At 29.2% G+C, this 18,033-nt stretch carries 15 protein-coding genes and 2 CRISPR repeat arrays; of the genes, 7 read left to right on the top strand and 8 right to left on the bottom strand.

Translation table 11 applies throughout. The annotated features are described in order from the left end of the window. Window positions 1-252: 252 nt before the first annotated feature. From I6E15_RS06445 to I6E15_RS06435, 3 genes are read right to left on the bottom strand one after another with little or no spacing between them, the layout of a single operon-like run. On the bottom strand, window positions 253-3,303 hold the full coding sequence (locus I6E15_RS06445; RefSeq protein WP_235247046.1) for an efflux RND transporter permease subunit: 3,051 nt from the start codon (window positions 3,301-3,303) through the stop codon (window positions 253-255). A 9-nt stretch (window positions 3,304-3,312) separates the two neighbouring features. Next, the gene (locus I6E15_RS06440) at window positions 3,313-4,428 is read right to left on the bottom strand and encodes an efflux RND transporter periplasmic adaptor subunit (protein WP_235247045.1); all 1,116 of its coding nucleotides are present in this window, start codon (window positions 4,426-4,428) and stop codon (window positions 3,313-3,315) included. Window positions 4,429-4,431: 3 nt separating this feature from the next. Further along, a complete protein-coding gene (locus I6E15_RS06435; RefSeq protein ID WP_235247044.1) occupies window positions 4,432-5,880 on the bottom strand; it encodes a TolC family protein in 1,449 nt (482 codons plus the stop codon). A 242-nt stretch (window positions 5,881-6,122) separates the two neighbouring features. On the opposite strand from I6E15_RS06435, the gene I6E15_RS06430 reads away from it, so the two are divergent. Together I6E15_RS06430 and I6E15_RS06425 are read left to right on the top strand one after the other, a co-directional pair. Beyond that, window positions 6,123-7,433: a sodium:solute symporter family protein gene (locus tag I6E15_RS06430; RefSeq protein ID WP_235247043.1), complete on the top strand. Its 1,311-nt coding sequence runs from the start codon at window positions 6,123-6,125 to the stop codon at window positions 7,431-7,433. Between the two features lie 380 nt (window positions 7,434-7,813). Then, entirely contained in the window at window positions 7,814-7,984 is a 171-nt protein-coding gene (locus I6E15_RS06425; RefSeq protein WP_235247042.1) for a hypothetical protein, read from the top strand. A gap of 839 nt (window positions 7,985-8,823) precedes the next feature. Further along, window positions 8,824-9,451: a CRISPR direct-repeat array (repeat unit 37 nt; unit sequence GTTTTAATCCTTGTTTTAAATGGATATGTTTCTTAAT). 104 nt (window positions 9,452-9,555) lie between these two features. On the opposite strand, the gene I6E15_RS06420 is transcribed toward I6E15_RS06425, so the two are convergent. After that, complete coding sequence (locus I6E15_RS06420) at window positions 9,556-9,831, bottom strand: hypothetical protein (protein ID WP_235247041.1); 276 nt, start codon at window positions 9,829-9,831, stop codon at window positions 9,556-9,558. A 188-nt stretch (window positions 9,832-10,019) separates the two neighbouring features. On the opposite strand from I6E15_RS06420, the gene I6E15_RS06415 reads away from it, so the two are divergent. The 5 genes from I6E15_RS06415 to I6E15_RS06395 all read left to right on the top strand — a co-directional run bounded on the left by I6E15_RS06415 (window position 10,020) and on the right by I6E15_RS06395 (window position 14,977). After that, entirely contained in the window at window positions 10,020-10,886 is an 867-nt protein-coding gene (locus I6E15_RS06415; RefSeq protein ID WP_235247040.1) for a hypothetical protein, read from the top strand. Between the two features lie 15 nt (window positions 10,887-10,901). Next, the gene (locus I6E15_RS06410) at window positions 10,902-11,870 is read left to right on the top strand and encodes a DUF1848 domain-containing protein (protein ID WP_235247039.1); all 969 of its coding nucleotides are present in this window, start codon (window positions 10,902-10,904) and stop codon (window positions 11,868-11,870) included. 108 nt (window positions 11,871-11,978) lie between these two features. Continuing rightward, window positions 11,979-12,308: a CRISPR direct-repeat array (repeat unit 37 nt; unit sequence GTTTTAATCCTTGTTTTAAATGGATATGTTTCTTAAT). A gap of 564 nt (window positions 12,309-12,872) precedes the next feature. Then, window positions 12,873-13,193: a hypothetical protein gene (locus I6E15_RS06405; RefSeq protein ID WP_235247038.1), complete on the top strand. Its 321-nt coding sequence runs from the start codon at window positions 12,873-12,875 to the stop codon at window positions 13,191-13,193. Window positions 13,194-13,468: 275 nt separating this feature from the next. Beyond that, window positions 13,469-14,614, top strand: coding sequence for a hypothetical protein (locus I6E15_RS06400; RefSeq protein ID WP_235247037.1), 1,146 nt, complete (start codon window positions 13,469-13,471; stop codon window positions 14,612-14,614). 123 nt (window positions 14,615-14,737) lie between these two features. Continuing rightward, on the top strand, window positions 14,738-14,977 hold the full coding sequence (locus I6E15_RS06395) for a hypothetical protein (protein WP_235247036.1): 240 nt from the start codon (window positions 14,738-14,740) through the stop codon (window positions 14,975-14,977). A 227-nt stretch (window positions 14,978-15,204) separates the two neighbouring features. Here the strand turns inward: I6E15_RS06395 and I6E15_RS06390 are convergent, their stop codons facing one another. From I6E15_RS06390 to yedF, 4 genes are read right to left on the bottom strand one after another with little or no spacing between them, the layout of a single operon-like run. Then, on the bottom strand, window positions 15,205-15,972 hold the full coding sequence (locus tag I6E15_RS06390) for an SDR family NAD(P)-dependent oxidoreductase (RefSeq protein ID WP_235247035.1): 768 nt from the start codon (window positions 15,970-15,972) through the stop codon (window positions 15,205-15,207). 12 nt (window positions 15,973-15,984) lie between these two features. Further along, complete coding sequence (locus tag I6E15_RS06385) at window positions 15,985-17,169, bottom strand: L,D-transpeptidase family protein (RefSeq protein WP_235247034.1); 1,185 nt, start codon at window positions 17,167-17,169, stop codon at window positions 15,985-15,987. Next, window positions 17,159-17,449 carry a DUF3343 domain-containing protein gene (locus tag I6E15_RS06380; protein ID WP_235247033.1) on the bottom strand — a complete coding sequence of 97 codons (291 nt, stop codon included), beginning with the start codon at window positions 17,447-17,449 and terminating at the stop codon, window positions 17,159-17,161. The genes I6E15_RS06385 and I6E15_RS06380 overlap by 11 nt, the downstream gene beginning before the upstream one ends. A 1-nt stretch (window position 17,450) precedes the next feature. Beyond that, entirely contained in the window at window positions 17,451-18,026 is a 576-nt protein-coding gene (yedF, locus tag I6E15_RS06375; RefSeq protein ID WP_177161748.1) for a sulfurtransferase-like selenium metabolism protein YedF, read from the bottom strand. Window positions 18,027-18,033 lie beyond the last annotated feature (7 nt).

Raw genomic sequence — 18,033 nt, 5'->3', positions numbered from 1 at the left:
TATTTTTTAAATTTGTAATTGTTTCATTTATGTTTTAATTATAATATAGTTTTTTGATTTTGTCAACACTTTTTTTAAATTTTTTTATTTCTTCTCCTCGTTTTTAATATTCTAAATTTTTTATAAATTTCCTTTTAAAAAACAAAAATTTTCTTACTTTTTACAAATATTTTACATTTGATTCTCATATATATTTCTGATAAAAAAACGGGAATGATATAACTTTTAATCATAACATTCCCTTTTATATTATTATTTATTTCTTTTAATATTATAGAATAGTCCGTATCCAACAGGGAAAACGAATAAAGTCAACACTGTTGATACAAACAGACCAAATATAATTGTAGCTGCCATATCTCCATAAAGTGGATCCCAAAGAAGTGGAATCATACCAAGGATAGTTGTTAGAGCAGCAAGAGCCACAGATCTCATTCTACTTACAGCAGAATCTACAAGAGCTGTAAACTTATCTTTTTTCAAAATATTTATCTCATAGTTTATCTCGTCTACAAGAACTATCATATTTTTTATCATCATACCAGATAGTGATACAAAACCGATTGTTGACATAAATCCAAAACTTTTTCCAGTCAAGAAAAGCCCCGGAGCGATACCAATCATTGCAAATGGTAGAGCTGAAAAAATAATCATAGGGATTTTTACACTTGCAAATAGAAGAACACAGATAGTAAACATTATAATAAGTGTTAGTGGCACTTCAGACATCAGTGCTATAAAGTTTTTAACTTGCTCGTGGTGTTCTCCAAACCAAGTCATAGTATAACCTTTTGGTAATTTTATATTTTCAATCTCCTCTTTAAAATCTCTCCTTACTTCCTCTGCAATAACTCCCATAGGCACATCACATTGGACAGTTATAGTTCTCACACGATTTCTTCTCCAGATTTGCCCCTCTTCAAAGGATAAAAACTCTTTATTTAAAACTCCAGACAGTGGCTCTGATTTTAGAGTAGCTCCCCAAATTGGAGTTTGTCCAATATCGTTTATATCATTAGAGCTATCTTTTGTTTCTTTTAAAATTACAGCTAAAGAATTATCATTTTCCTCTATTTTTCCTATTGGCATACCTGTTGTAGTTCTCATAAGCCCAGTTGTTACATCAATAGGAGTGATATTTCCTCTAAGCCCTTTGGACTGCGAATAATCTCCATTCCAAGTAAGAATTTTATTTCTCCAGTCAGTTTTAACATTTGATACATCAGGGTGTTTTTTGATAATCTCCATAGCCTCGTTAGCTAAATCCCTTAAAATTTTAGGATCTTGTCCTGAAAAAGCTATCTCGATAGGATATTGTGTAGGTACACCGTTTGGATATTTTTTAGCTCCTACAACTATTCCTGCAAGATTTTTATTAGCATAATCAAGAGCTGAGTTTGCTACAGTTTCTAGATTTTTTAGTTTATCTACGCTTACAATAATCTCTCCATAGGCTGGATTTGGTAGCTCTGGTATAGTACACACATAATATCTAGCTGGAGAAGAACCGATTGTTTCCACTACGTTTGTAACATTTTTATTTTCACTTAGATATTTTCCAAGCTCGTTAGTGGCTTTTTCTACGACTTCTATCTTACTTCCCTCTGGTGCCCAAAGTGAGATAGTGAAACCTTTTTTATCAGAGTCAGGGAAGAATGTTTTTGGTATCTGCATAAATATTACACCAGACACAAAAAGTGCCATAGCCATAAATGAAAGTGTTGATTTTTTTCTATCAAGTAGATATTCTAAGAGACTATGAACTTTTGAATAAAATTTCTTTTCTCTCTCACTTGGCTCTTTTATAGGCTCATTCTCAAGATATAACTTGCAGTAAACTGGTGTCTGTGTAAGGCAAAGCACCCAACTAAGCATTAGAGATATTCCAATTACCCAGAAAGATGAACTTACATATTCTCCAGTATAACTTGCCATTAAATATGCAGGCAAAAAGGCAATGGCTGCGATAAATGTAGCTCCCAAAAGTGGCAGAGCAGGTTTATGAGTAGATTCCGAAAGAGCATCTTCCATACTCATACCTTGGTTTCTTCTGACCAAAACTCCGTCAACAATAACGATTGAGTTATCAACAAGCATACCCATTGCAATTATAAATGACCCAAGAGAAACCCTTTGCATATCAATCTTCATTGCTAGCATAAAAATCAAAGTTCCCAAGATTGATAAAACTAAGTTTGCTCCGATTATCAAACCACTTCTCATACCCATTGTCAAAAGTAAAATCCCAACAACAGTTATAACTGACATAATAAGGTTTAATATAAAGTTATTTATAGCTGAGGTTACCAAGTCTGGTTGATAATAAACTTTCTTAATATCGATACCAACTGGTAATTTTTCTTTTAATTCTATAATTTTTTCGTCAATGACCTTACCAGTGTTAACAATGTTTGTTCCACTTTCTGGAGAAAGGGAGATTCCCATTGACATCTGACCATTGAAATACATTTTTTGAGAGATTGGCTCTACATAACCTCTCTCTATTTTTGCAATATCTTTAAGACGGATTATTTCGTCATTTCCGTCAGGTAGTTTTTTAGAAAATATAATAAGATTTTCTAGTTTTTCTGTACTATTTATCTTGTTATTAAGTTTTAGATTTACACGTAAACTTCCATAATCAATAGTCCCACCACCAGTGATAAGATTTTCTGAGATAAGTGATGTGGCTATAAGTTTTGTATTAAGTCCCATTGAGTTTACTTTATCTCTGTCGATAATTATCTCTATGGCGTCAGTTGGTTTTCCAAACTGCGTAACTTGGGCAATTCCATTTATAGAGTTTAACTCTTTTGTTATATATTCTGTGTATTTTTTAAGCTCCGAATAACTATATCCGTCACTTGTAACTGCCAAAAATATTCCATAAACTGCTCCGTAGTCATCTAAAACAACAGGTGGCAAAGCTCCTATTGGTAGGTTTATACGAGAGTCATTTATTTTTTTTCTAAGTTTATCCCAGTATTGTTCCAAATCTTTACTTGGTACAGACTCTTTTAATTTTATCTTAACTTGGGAATATCCCGGCTTTGATGTACTTTGAAGAAACTCTATATTAGGGATTTTTTGTAGAGCCTCCTCTATCTTGGTAGTTACTTGTAGTTCTACACTGTGAGCGTCGGCATTAGGATAAAGTGTAACTACAAGAGCCTCTTTTATCTTAAACTCTGGGTCTTCCAATTTTCCGAGCTTCATATATGAGAAAAGCCCACCAATCACAAGTAGTATTACCATAAACCTTACAACGATTGTATTTTTAATTGAATAATCTATAAATTTCATAGGACACCTCTATAATACTTCTCCGACATTTGTCTTGCTAAAAGGCTCTAAAAGATTTACTTTTTGCCCCTCTGACAATTCGTGAACACCCTTTGTAACTATTTTTTCTCCAGAACTTGCTCCAGATATAATAACTTGTCCGTCATAGTAAGGTCTTATGATTTTTACCTCTTTTGAAGTTACTTGCCCATCTTTATAAATCCAAATATTTACCTTTCCATCTTTTTCAAATAGAGCCTCACAAGGAACCAGTATCCCATTTTTTCCCTCCTCGGCAAAAGTAACATCTACACTACCTTGTGAATCTATCGGGATATTGTTTTCTTCTATAAAAGAAAATGTTACTGGATAAGTTGTATTTGTTGCCCCTTTTACTTGCCCTACTTCTTCTAGTTTTAGAGGATATTTTTTGTCGTTATAAACAAAGTTTGCCTCTTTTACATCATTAAATTTTTCCAAATCATTTTCTGAAATATTTATTTTTATCTTGTGATTTCCCACTGAAGCTATTGATACAACAGGTATCCCTGCCCCAACAACTGACCCTACATCAACAAATTTTTTCTTGATATATCCGTCATACGGAGCTATTAGGCTTGTATCTTTAAGTTGGTTTTCACAGTTTATTCTACCTTGCATTGCCTCTTGATATACAGCAAATGTTGCTAGTTCTTTGGCTTTGCTAGCCTTTACTCCTGCCAAAACTTCGTCATAAGATTTTTTTGGAATAGCTTTTTCTCTATATAGAGTTTCTACCCTTACAAATTGTTTTCTAGCATTTTCAGCCACAGCCTTTGTTGCCTCATAAGAGTTTTTACCTGCTAGTTCTTTATTTTTAAAAGCCTCTAACTGAAGATTATAATCTCTCTCGTCTAGTTTTGCTATAACAGAACCACTGCTTACAAAACTTCCTATCTCCACATTAAACTCCTCAACAGGTCCTGCCACTCTAAATGAAAGCAAAGCCTCTTTCTCTGGAGCTACCACAGCAGGATATTGTGATTTTGTATTTTCCACTGACATCTTGGCAGTGATTGTTTCCACAGGTCTTATGATAGTTTCTTTCTCTTTTCCACAACCAACAATGCAAATAGATAATATTAGTAATAAAAATTTTAGTTTCATAGATTAATTTCCTCCTTTGACAAAGGGATTTTTACCCATTGCAATGCTTAAAGCTCCAAGAGCCATTTGATATTGAAAATCTGCTTTTTTCTTCATACTAAAAGCCTCATCATATGATGAAAGGGAGCTTAAATATTCATCTTCCCCTATCATTCCAACTTTCTTTTCAGAACTTTTTTGTTTTATTCTGCCACTTTCAGCTTTGTAGTTAAGGTCAGCTATCTCACATAGCTCACGAGCCTTTTCTACATTGTTATAAGCTCTGGAAGTTTCTATTATAACTGTCAAAAATTCCTTTTCAACTTTCATTTGAGAGATATTTTCTCTCCTTACAGCTTTTTTATATTCGTTTATATTTTTAAATCCATTGAATATGCTAAGAACTCCGCTTATATTTCCAAATCCTACACTTGAATCTAAGAATATATCGTTATTGTTCTCTATATATCCCCCACCTAAGATAACTTTTGGCAAGAAATTAGAGATAGCAATCTTTTTAATGTCACTACTTACTCCACTGGCAGTATCAGAGATTTTTAATATTTCGTTCTGTGAAATAGCCTCGTAGATACAATCCTCTAGAGTAGGTATCTCCTTTTGAGTGATAGAGATATCTTCTATAACTATATCATCTAATGGATTTAGATTTAGACTTTTCATAAGGTTCATCTTGGCAATCTTTAGATCTCTCTCGTTATTATTAAGGGAAAGTTCTCTAGCTTTTACCAAAGTTTTTGCTTTATCTAGCTCCCAAGGTAAAATCCCTTGAACTTTTAGGGAAATACGAGCTTTTTTCTCTATCTCTTTTGCGGAATTTAACTGATTTACAAGATAATCTCTCTCTGATTGTAGAGCAAGGATATAAAAATATTCTCCCATAATCTGAAGTTGTATCATCTTATCAGTTAAGTTTTCAGCTAGCTCACTTATCTTTTCACCTTTTTTTCTAGCACTGTATAAAAACCAAGTTGACGGAACAAAGACTGGCATTTGTACACCTACACCATAAGTATAAAAAGACTCGTCAATCAGTCTTGTTGAAAGGGTATTGGGGATTAAATTTCCTAAAACTCCCAGTGCTTGTGGAGGTAGACCAAGACTACCTAAAGCACCTGCTAAACCATTTTTTAAAGAGCTAGTATCCATACCAATGTCCACTTGATTATCGAGCTTAGTATAACCACCCATTACATTTATAGAGGGCAAGAAATTTCCAAAAGCTATCTTTCTATCAAGACTAGCCACTTCTCTCTCTAACCTTTTAGTTTTAATATCCAAGTTTCTCTCTCTAGCTATTTGTATCGCCTCTTCTAAGGATATAGAAGAACCATATTGCTTTAAATAATCTTTTCCAGTAAGAGTAGCAATTTTTTCTTCTGGCTTTTTCTCTTGATTATTGGAGCAACCTATCAGTAGAAAAGAAAAAAACAGAGCCAAAATTTTCTTTTTCATAGACACCTCGTTAATATAAAATAACAAAATTAAATTTTTGACCAAACAGTCAAATCACTATTAAATCATTATACTCTTTTTAATTAGAATAGTCAATTTATTTGTATTTACCAAAGATAACATTACATTTTAACGAAAAGCAAAATGTTAACCTAAAAAAAATTAAAGGTAACATAAATATATTTTCTGTGCTAGAATAATAAAAGATTTGGTAATTGTTATTTAAGAAAGGGAGAGATTTTATGAAAGAGATGTTGTTATTTTTTTATTTTTTAATCGTTGTTGTCATAGGGATTTTATCATTTAAAAAGGTCAAAGATGATAAGGATTTCTTTGTTGCAGGTAAAAATGCAGGGGTTTTACAAGTGTCAGGAAGTTTGCTTGCATCAATCCTTGGTAGTTCTGCTATAATCGGTAGCGTAGATTTTGCTTATGTGAGCGGTTGGGCAGGGATTTGGCTATTGGTGTGTGCTAGTTTTGGTCTGCTTTGTCTTTATCCACTGATAAAATATATTAAAAATTTCCACGGATACAATCTTCCTAGTATGCTTGGAACTTTTTATGGAGAGGAAGTCCAAAGAATATCTTCTTTTATAATTCCAATAGCTTGGCTTGGGGTTGTTGCCTCACAAATAATGGGGGCTGCCAAGATAGTTACTATCCTTTCATCACTTAACTATGTTCAAGGGGTTTTATTAAGTGGAACTGTATTTATCGTTTATACAATTCTTGGGGGTCAACTTTCTATAATAAAAACTGACGTTATCCAACTTATGTTTATACTTGCTGGTATCGTTCTTACATTTTTCTATATTGTGCCAGAGCCAGTGACAAAAGAGGTTTTACCAGTTATAAATCATAAATTTAACTATATAGATTTATTGGTTATGGTGCTTACTTATTCTACAACTTATCTTGTAGGTCCAGATATTTATTCGAGACTTTTCTGTGCCAAAGATGATAATACTATGAGAAAATCTATAATTGTGGCGATACTTGTCCTTATACCACTTGCTTTTATCTTGACAAAATTAGGGGTTTATGGTATACAAGCCTTTGACAATGTGGGAAAAGAGTCAGTTCTTCTTATGATAGCCAATACAAAACTTCCAAAGGTTTTGAGCTTTGTTTTATACTTTGGGCTTTTATCAGCAGTGATTTCGTCAGCAGATACCACACTTCTTACTGCGTCATCTCTATTTACCCAAGGGATTTTAAAAGACTTAAAAAGTAAAAAAGCTATCTTCGTTACAAGAATAGTTACAATTTTATTTGGGGTTTTCGCTATCTTAGTGGCAGTTAAAATGAAATATATCTTGTCCACTCTACTTTTAGCTTTGGCAGTGTACTCTGGTTCCTTTATTATCCCTACTTTTGTTGGAATATTTGGGTTTAGAGCTGAGAAAAAAGCTGTTATCCTATCAATTATAGCCGGTGGTGTTACTGCTCTTATAGGAAAACTTATAGGAGGAGATATGGGAAACTATATTTCTATACTTTCTTATTTTATAAACGGTGGTATATTGTACTTCGGTAGAATAACAAACGACTAAAATCTAAAAAATATACTTCATTCATTAAGGAGATTGATTTCTATTCATTAGAGGTCAGTCTCTTTTTATTTATATTCTTGAAATAGTGATAGATAAAACTATTAATCAAATGTAAGAAGTTTATGATTTATAATAAAAAAAACATAATAATAGTTGAAATTTTATAAATCCAAAGACTAGAAAAAATAATTTTGGCACAGCTTTTGTGCCAAAGGCACGGGTTATTTTAGCAAATCGAGTCACTATAAAGTATTTAAAAATAATAAGTTATATATAAAATGGCACGGTGGCACAGTATTTTCTTTATATATGATGATATATTATATAATAAAAAAAGAGATATGATAAAGAGAGAGTATATAGTAAGTTGAGTTTTAGCTGTGCCACTGTGCCAAATATTATTAATACTAGATATTATAATGGCTTATGATGTCACAAGTTGTCTTGAACTGGCACAAGAAAAGCTAAATGATAAGACAGAAATAAAATTACTAAAACTAGTTAATACTTTTAACTTCAATCCTTTAAAAAATAAAAAAAAGATGATATAATAACATATAAATAAAAAAATTGGAGGAATAATATGAAAAAACTTTTATATAAGGGAGTTTGGTTTTTTGGTGGCACATCGTCACAGTTATATGTAAATGCTGTAATCTAAATAAATTATGCTGTGCCAGTAATATTATTTAAGGAAATAAAAAAAGGGTATTTCAAAAATGTTATACCCTTATATTACTAATATTTATAATCTATTTTTCAATTTTTTTAGAAATCTTTTTCAATTTTCGCCAACTTATTATCAAAAACTAATTCTTTTAACTAAACAATCTTTCTTATTTTAAATCCGTGCCCACAAGTGGGTAACCTAATTTGTTTCACTCCTTATTTTTATCGGATAAGTTTCTTATTTATTAGCAAGTGTACTTTTTTGTACATATGCTATAAAGTCTTTTAATCCTTATTTTTATTGTATAAGTTTCTTATATCGTCTTGGACATTTTTGTCCATCACGATAAAATCAACATTTCAATCCTTGTCATTACTGGATAAGTTTCTTAATCGTCGACATAAGTGTCGATGACCTTTAATTTTAATACTTATTTTTACTAGATAATGTTTCTAATTTAGAAATAAAGATTGTTTTAACGGTGGACAAAAAAGTCCACGGTTTTAATCCTTATTCTAACTAGACAATATTTTACCTTTTTGACCTGATAGCGATATTATCGCCCTCAGCTCTTTTTTATTTTTACTTTAAGTGGAAAATATTTCTAATAAAATCTTTTTCCACACTTGTGTGGAAACCTAATCGGTTTCAATCCTTGTTATTACTGAATTGAAATTTCAATATCAGCGCCATTTGTGGCGCTATAATTAAAGTTTTCTGTATCTAATCCTTGTTTTAAATGGATAGGTTTCTTAATAAAGTTGAAAATGGACATCTAGTATTATATACAGTTGAGTTTTAATCCTTGTTTTAAATGGATATGTTTCTTAATAATAGAAAGACAAGTAGAATTAAAGAACATGGTACAAGTTTTAATCCTTGTTTTAAATGGATATGTTTCTTAATAATGCGAAGAACATTTGATTAATAGTGTCGATAACACGTTTTAATCCTTGTTTTAAATGGATATGTTTCTTAATTATGAAAAAAGTATTTTGGTTAGATGCTGAGAAATCGTTTTAATCCTTGTTTTAAATGGATATGTTTCTTAATACACATATGCTATACATGACAGAGAAACTGGTGAAATTAGTTTTAATCCTTGTTTTAAATGGATATGTTTCTTAATATTCTATCTTAGATGCTTTGATTAAAACAAAAGGGTTTTAATCCTTGTTTTAAATGGATATGTTTCTTAATATTTAACATAGCTGACGAAAGAATCAAAGTCAAAATCGTTTTAATCCTTGTTTTAAATGGATATGTTTCTTAATCTGTATTAGAATAATACTTAGCCATATCCGAAATTATGTTTTAATCCTTGTTTTAAATGGATATGTTTCTTAATAGCTATTTATACTTATTCCCAATCTTTTCTTCATTTTATCATCTGAGCAAAATTTACTCTGCTGTCCGTCATTTTATTTTTTTATCTTCCAATGTACTATATTTTTATACAAGTTTTTTGTATTTTTTGTTAGCTAACGAGCGTGATTTTCTTGTTCTCCCCAACTCCACACCTTTTTGGTCAATTATTTTAAGAGAAATCAACTGACTGAAAAAGTATCTCTTAACCAAAGTATAACATAAAAGAGATTTTTTTTCAATAGACTTTCTCTCTAGCTCCACACAGCAGTGACCTATATTTAATTTGATTCCTAAAAAATCTATTTCCTCATAAATCAAAGATTTTATAAATTTATAATAAAAAGAAAAAGAGTATAACATCTTTAAAATGCCCCTATTTTAATTGGAATATATTTTTATCAAAGTAACTTTTATTTTTTAGCAGTATATCCTATAATATAAGTAAAAAAATGTTGTCAAACAAAAAAAGTAATTATTCGCCAAAAAAAGTAATTTCACTTTTGTATAATTATCTCATAATAAGAAAAACAGATTGGGAGGAAAGAATTATGAGTATGAATTATATGGTTTTAAATAAATTTGACAATATTTTTAATGATTTTAAAACTGAAATATCAAAAGCTAGTTCCCTTTGCAAATTAAGAGAATTAAATTTTTATGGAGATAGTTTGCCTAATTACAACGATTCCACTCTTCAAAAATTTTATTTAGCAAGATATTTATTAGCATATTATGTGGAGTATGCCAAATTATACGAAGATTTAATAGAAAAAGACTTTATAAAAAACGACTACAATATTTTATCAATCGGTTGCGGTTGTGGTTTAGATTTATGGGGGTTAAAAAAAGCAACAGAAAACACAAAAATAAATTATAATTACACAGGTTTAGACTGTATAAAATGGGATTATTCAGACTTTTTTGGAGAAAAATTTATTAATGCTAGAATAGAAAATATTTGTAAACTAAACAAATCAAATTATAACGTTATTATGTTTCCAAAATCTATTGGGGAGTTTGACCAAGAAACATTTGAAAATTTAAAAAATACAATTAGAAATAGCAACTTTAATGAAAAAAATCTAGTTTTAATATCTGCCCATAGAAAATCAAGAGAGTTCAGAGACAGAGAAAGATTATTAGAAATAATGGAAGTTTTTCAATACAATCACAGATATATTTTAAAAGATTCATCAAGTGTAAGCACTCACGACTTTACTAGAAAATTAGAATACATCAATCCTCAAATAAGATACCCAAAAGATAAAATGGATTTTATAAAATATCTACCTTGTTTATGTAAAAAACATTCATTATGTGGAGATTGTGATCAAACTCTTTCAAGATACCCAGTAAACTCTGATTCACAATTTTGCTACCAAATAATTACTTTAACAAAAGAAGAATTTTTTTAAGAAAAGGAGCTTAATATGATAATAAGTGTAAGTAGAAGAACAGATATACCAGCTTTTTATAGTGATTGGTTTTTTAATAGATTAGAAGAGGGATTTGTCTATGTAAAAAATCCTATGAACATCAATCAAATAAGAAAAATTAGTCTAAAAAAAGAAGATGTAGATTGTTTTGTATTTTGGACAAAAAACGCTATTCCTTTGACAACAGAGGAAAATCTAATAAAATTAAAAGATTACAAATACTATTTTCAATATACAATCTCCCCTTATGGAAAAGATGTAGAGCCTTGCGTAATTGATAAAAAAAAAATTATAGAAAATTTTATCTTTTTGGCAAAAACTATTGGAAAAGAAAAAATGGTCTTTAGATATGATCCAATATTTCTAAGTGAAAAATATAATTTAGATTATCATTTTAGAGCTTTTGAAAGATTATGTGAAAAATTGGGAAATTATACTGAAAAGTGTGTAATAAGTTTTGTGGACTTGTATAAAAAAACAGAGAGAAATACAAAGTCTTTAAGAATAAGAGTTCCAAAGGAAGATGAAAAAATAGAGATAGTTAAAAAATTTGTTAAAATAGCTAATAAATATAATATGGTTATAGAAACTTGCTCTGAAAATGGGGATTTCTCTAAATATGGTGTACAAAAAGGAAAATGTATTGATGACCGTTTGATTTCAAAAATTTTAGGGATAAATGTCTATGATAAAAAAGATAAATTTCAAAGAGAGGAGTGCGGTTGTATAAAAAGTTATGATATAGGAGAGTATAACACTTGTATTCACGGTTGTTTATATTGCTATGCTAACTTTAACAAAGAAAAAGCAATCGAAAATTATAAATTACATAACAAAAATTCTAAACTATTAATCGGAGAAGTCGGTGCAAATGCCACTATTAACGAGGCTAAAAAAGAAAGTATCTTAAAAAAAATAAAAAAAGTCCAAGACACAAATGATAAACAATTAACATTGGTTTAAAAATATTTATTAAAAAGAGGTTGATTTCTATTTTTAGAAGTTAATCTCTTTTTATTTTTCAAAAAAATTAAAAACCTGATTTACAAATATGTTGTAAGTCAGGCTTTTTTTATTAACCTTGTTTTAAATGGATATGTTTCTTAATTCTTACAGCCAGACTTATGGGTAGAATAAATGGTGTGTTTTAATCCTTGTTTTAAATGGATATGTTTCTTAATTCCGTTAGAGTAGAGGAAATTACTACGAAGTGTGGTTTTAATCCTTGTTTTAAATGGATATGTTTCTTAATCTCTTGATGAGTTCTTAGTTGAAAGACAGGACAAAATAGTTTTAATCCTTGTTTTAAATGGATATGTTTCTTAATCTTGGAGACAACCTTGCTAATATATTAGAAGAGTCTAGTTTTAATCCTTATTTTAAATGGATATGTTTCTTAATGGTTATTTATACTTATTTCCAATCTTTTCTTCATTTTATCATATGAGCAAAATTTGCTCTGCTGTCCGTCACTTTATTTTTTTATTTTCCAATGTACTATATTTTTATACAAGTTTTTTGCATTTTTTGTTATCTAACGAGGGTGATTTTCTTACTCTCCCCCACTCCACACCTTTTTGGTCAATTATTTTAAGGAAAATCAACTGACTGAAAAAACATCTTCTAACCAAAGTATAACATAAAAGAGATTTTTTTCAATAAAACTATCAAAAAATATTTTATTAAAAAACAGTCTTTTCATATTTTATTCATTTTTCTTAAGAGAATATTAAAAGCTCTATTAATATTATTTCTCCTATCTTGATTAAAATATATTTTTAATCCTTTAAAGTATGTATTTTATTATAAAATTGTAATTTTAATATCCATTTGGTAATTCAACTATGATAAACTTTTTTCAAGTAGATTATAAATAAAAAAAATTCTCAATTTTTAGTAAGAATTTAGATTTTTTTGGTAAGGGATTATTATAAAATGATCTTGCCAAAAGAAAAGGAGGAAAATATGAAAAAGAAAATAAAAGTATCTATAAATAAGGAGATGTATGACAGATTGATGAGTGATATAAAAAAGTTTAATTTAAGTATATCTCGTTTTAATAACCAGTTAATAAAATTTTATTTAAAAAATACCTTTAAACTTACTATTGATAAAATAAAAAACGAAAAGATTATCCAATTTTTACTTGATGAAAATTTGATTAACGACTATTTTAGATTCTTTTACCAATCAGATATAAAAACAGAAACAGTTTTTTTAAGGTCGATTTATACAGATTATTTAAGTCAAGATATGGAGATAAGAGAAAAAATAATAAAAAAGTAAAAAAATAAATATTTTTGGTAAAGCGATTTTATATAATAAACTCGTTAAAGAGATTAAAGGAGGTTTAAAATGTTGACACTATTTTTAATAGGGATTATTTCTAAAAAGTTTTAATAAAAGTTTTTGATAATTGTATGTTTTAACGAAAGGAGGGAAATTATGTTAGAAACATTGTTAATGTGGGGAGTTATATACGAAATTTTTAAAAAAAGATAATTTGATTTAATATTGAAACAAGGATATAATATAATTAGAAAATTTTAGGAGGAGTTTTTATGAAAAAAAATATTTTAATAGCAACTTGTGGTACAAGTTCTCTTACTAATCATCGTGACATAATAAACAACCATTTTCAAGGTAGACCTCTAAGCTCACTAACAGAAGAAGAGGCAAAAGATTTTAAAGAAAGAATAATCAAAGAATTACAAGGAAAAGATATAACAGATAAAAAATTTGGTGCTGAAATTAACTCTACATATTATCTATTTAAAAAAGAAAATATCGAAGATGCAAAAATATATTTAATAGTTTCTGATTCAATAGATGGTAGAACAGCAGGAGAGGTTGTAAAATATACAATAGAAAATAGTATGAACTTTGAAGTTGAAATTAGAGAGATAGAAAAATTAAATATTACAAAAGAACACGACTTTGCAATCCAAGGACTTAGAAATCTTTCTACTGAAATAGCAAAAATTATAAAGAAACATGAATTTGACAATATAATGATTTCCCCAATCGGTGGATTAAAAGCACAAATATTTATGGTCGGATTAATTGCCCAAGTTTTCAAAATCCCAGCATATTATCTATATGAAAACAGCACTGAGATTGTAAAACTTTTACCTATGCCTATAACTATTGATAGAGATCTATTTATAAAGAACTTAGACATTATCTCAAGACTAAAAAAAGAAAGCATTTTACCAAAAAGTGAAATACAATCTTATATAAATCGTGATTCAAATTTAAGAAATATTTTAGAAGACGTAAGAATGGACAATACTAGTTATTTCTCTTTATCACCTTTAGGAGAAATGATCTATGACAAATTAAATACAGATGTTTTATCTACTTTACCAAAAGATGCTCTACCATCAGAAAAACTTTATCAAGAGCAATACAAAGGAAACGAGGCTCACGCAGAACAATTAAGAAACCATTCAGAGTTTCAAAGATTTATAAAGAAAGTAATCAACGCACCTTATGTAACAAAAGTAATAATTAATTATTTCTCTCCAGATAACAAGGGAAATCAAAAAAAATTCACACTTTCACCAGATGATACAGAAGGAAGAATAATAAAATTCCAATTCAATAATTCAAAAGGAATGTTAGAAGGAAAAATATTTGCTACAGAACAAGATGATACAAAATTACAATCAGCTATCATTAACCTTTACCATATTACAAATGACTAAAAATATAAATAATTCCTTATGCTTTTTAATAGATAACAAAAAAATATTATTTGATAGAATTAGAAAAAATATACGGGAGATTAAAATTCTCCCTTTATTTTTTTAAAGTATAGAGGTGATTATATGAGAGAAAGAACTGATAAAGATGAAGAAGAATTTTTAAAATGGCTATTGGAGACTGGAAAAATAACGAAAGAGATGTATGATAAAGCAATGAATGCTACTCCAGAGAAAAAAGAATATAACTCTTTGAGAACAAAAATAGGATATTGTATAGTTAATGGAGAAACAGAGCATCTTACAGAAATGGAAACAAGATTAAAAGAATTAGAAAAAATAATAAAACAACAAAGAAAAGATTAAAAGAGGCTGTTGCAAATTTAAGAGATATAAGATTAAAAATTACTACAGATTACAAAAAATTGATTTATTAAAAGCTCATCTCATTAAAATCACAAAACTCGCTACGCTCAAACAGTTGTGATTTTTAGCATTCGATGTCGCTTTATAAATCTAATTTTTCTCCATAATTTTCGTAATTTTTAATCTATATTCTTATTAATAAAAAAATGCAACAGCTCCTTTTTTGGTTAAATTTTTTTTATTTTCTTTAATTGGATTTTTTCCAAAAGTTTTAGTTCCAACTTTCTTGGGATAAACTTCCCTAGAATAACCAAAAACTTATTAAATACTCCGGGGATACAAATATCCTTTCCCTTAAAGAAATCATCTATAATAATACTAGCCACCTTTTGAGAGTCCATAATATAAAAGCTCTTTTCATCTTTCATTCCTACAAACTCTGTACTAGTTGGTCCGGGGTAAACTCCCATTATTCTAAAATCCTTTTCTTTAGTTTTGGGATTTTCAGTTATCAAGCTATTTGTAAAGGAGCTAACAAAGGATTTTGTACCATAGTAAGTGGCAAAATATGGTCCACCTACTTGAAAAGCCCCAGTAGAAGATATATTTATTATTCCTGTAAATTTATCATATTTTTTGTAGTTTAAAAATTTATGTGTCATATTTACAAGGGACAAAATATTAAGATTGATAACCCTTTGATTGTCAGCAAGAGAAATATCTTGAAACTTCCCTAAAGCTCCAACCCCAGCATTATTTACCAAAATATCTATTTTTATACTATTTTCTTCTAAATATTTAAAGATTTTATCAATATTTTCTTCCAAAGATATATCATAGTTTAGAGGGATAAAGCTTTGGGAATATTTTTTTTCTAAATCTTTTAATCTAGATAAAGTCCTAGCCACTCCAAAAACTCTGTCCCCTCTTCTTACAAATTCTTTGGTAAGTGCTAGACCAATCCCTTTTGTAACTCCAGTTATTAATATATTCATACTATCACTTTATTAGAAAATTATAAATATAACATTCTCACCAGGAGATTGGTAGTTAGAGTTTAGATTTCTTTTAGAATCTCCCATTATCCAATCGAATAAAAACTTTGAATGAGAAACAGTATTTCTTATACATTTTCTTGTACCTTTAAATGTTCCAAGTCCATTTTCTTTTTGAAGTAGGAAAAAATCCTCGTTATCTTTCTCGTCGTGTTCAATAGGTGTTCCGTGAAGATATCCTCCACCACTAAATCTTATGGCATATCTAGCTATTCCAGCATCTTCCCCATAAAGTCCTCTATATCCCATTTCATATTTTAGAAGAGGGACAATGTAAGAACCTCTTGGAGTTTCAAAGCCTAGCTCACTTTCAATTCCAGTTTTTCCGTAGATATATGAAATCAAATACCAGTTATCTCCAACTTTTTCAAAAGCTCCCAAGTTTTGATTGTCTATATCTACAACTATCGCTTTTTTAAATCCTTTTGAGATTTCAGGTCTATAAGTTAGATATTTTTTAGGCATTCTTAGAGGAGATTCTTTTATATTTTCAACCTTAACTTCAGCATAATTTCCATCTATTTTTTCTACACTAAGGATAGATCTATCAGGAATATGGATTTCTATATCCTCTTTGTTTTCTTCCTTGTAAACACCAACTATATTTTGGTCAATAGAAACTCCGTATTTATCCTTAGTTCTTTTCATATCTTTATTAAATGGGTTTGGAAGATACGAGTTTGTAGAGGCAAGTTTTACCTTTTCACTATTTTTACCACTTATAAATTTTTCAACCTCTTCTATTCTTGTAAGCATTTTTTCAAATCTAAAAGTTCTAAGAATAGCAGAACCCTCATATATATACCCCTCTCCCTTTGGAGTTTTAACTTTGTACCAAACATTTCCTCCAACTTTTACTTTTTCTAATAAAAGATATTTTGTATTAAATGGAGCGTGATAAATCTCTGGTGAATCTGAAAAAGGTTCAGTCCTCACCCTTGCATAGAGAGTTTTTATAAATACATAGTCTAAAAGTTTTGGTAAATCTTCTCCACCATATTTTATATCTATTTTTATATTTTCGTGTATTAAATTATCATATTTTTTTTCTACTATTATCTCTGGTCTTTTAGTTTTACCAAAAGTTAAAGCAAAACAAAAGGTAAAAATTAGTAAAAAAAACTTTTTATTCAGCACTACTTTCTCCCCCAATCTCTAATTCAGTAATATTTTTTTTAAGTCCGTTTTTTTCAATTAGAGCCACCTTAACCAAGAAACTATTTTTTAGGATAATCTCTCTAGCTCTATCTAAATATTTTTCGTCTAATTTCACAGCCAACCCACAGTTTGCAGAAATCTCTACTGGAAGTGGTATTATTCTACATTGAATATCATTTTCTAATAAGATTTTTTCAAGACTTATAACAAAATGAGTGGAATCGGCAGAAATCACTATAAATCTCTCTTGTAACTTCATATTAAACTCTTATTAATTTTGTAGCCTTAAATTGTCTATCAACGATAGTGTACATATTTGTTAAACTTCCAACTTGTAACTTGTCTTGAACGTGATAGTAGTTTGCACAAGTACCACAAGAGATTACTTCAACACCCATACTTTCAAGTTTTTTCAAATCTTCAATAGTATTTTCATTTACAGTTGCAAGTAAAACCCCTTTGTTATAAAGGATAACTGTTTTTGGTAAAGTTTCCATCTCTGTCAAAGAATAGATAAATCCTTTTACTAATATTTTTCCAAGCTCTTCGTCTCCTTTTCCCATTTCATCAGAGTCGATAACTACAACTATATTTTCCTCTTTAGTTTCTTTTTTATCTTCATTTGGTTTTTTATTGATAATAACTTGGAAATTTCCGTCAACTTCACAAGATTTAAACTCGTATCCAAGCTCTTTAGCTAATTTTTCTAAGTTTTGTTTAGCTGTTTCGTTGTCAACTAAAACTTCAACTTCTCCCTCTGCAATCTCATTTAGAGCTTTTTTTGTCATAATAACAGGTACTGGACAAACAAATCCAACTGCATTTACTTTTACCATTTTTTCC

It is taken from the genome of Fusobacterium perfoetens, assembly GCF_021531475.1.
Lineage (GTDB): Bacteria > Fusobacteriota > Fusobacteriia > Fusobacteriales > Fusobacteriaceae > Fusobacterium_B.
This window is presented reverse-complemented; position numbering and strand designations above follow the sequence as displayed.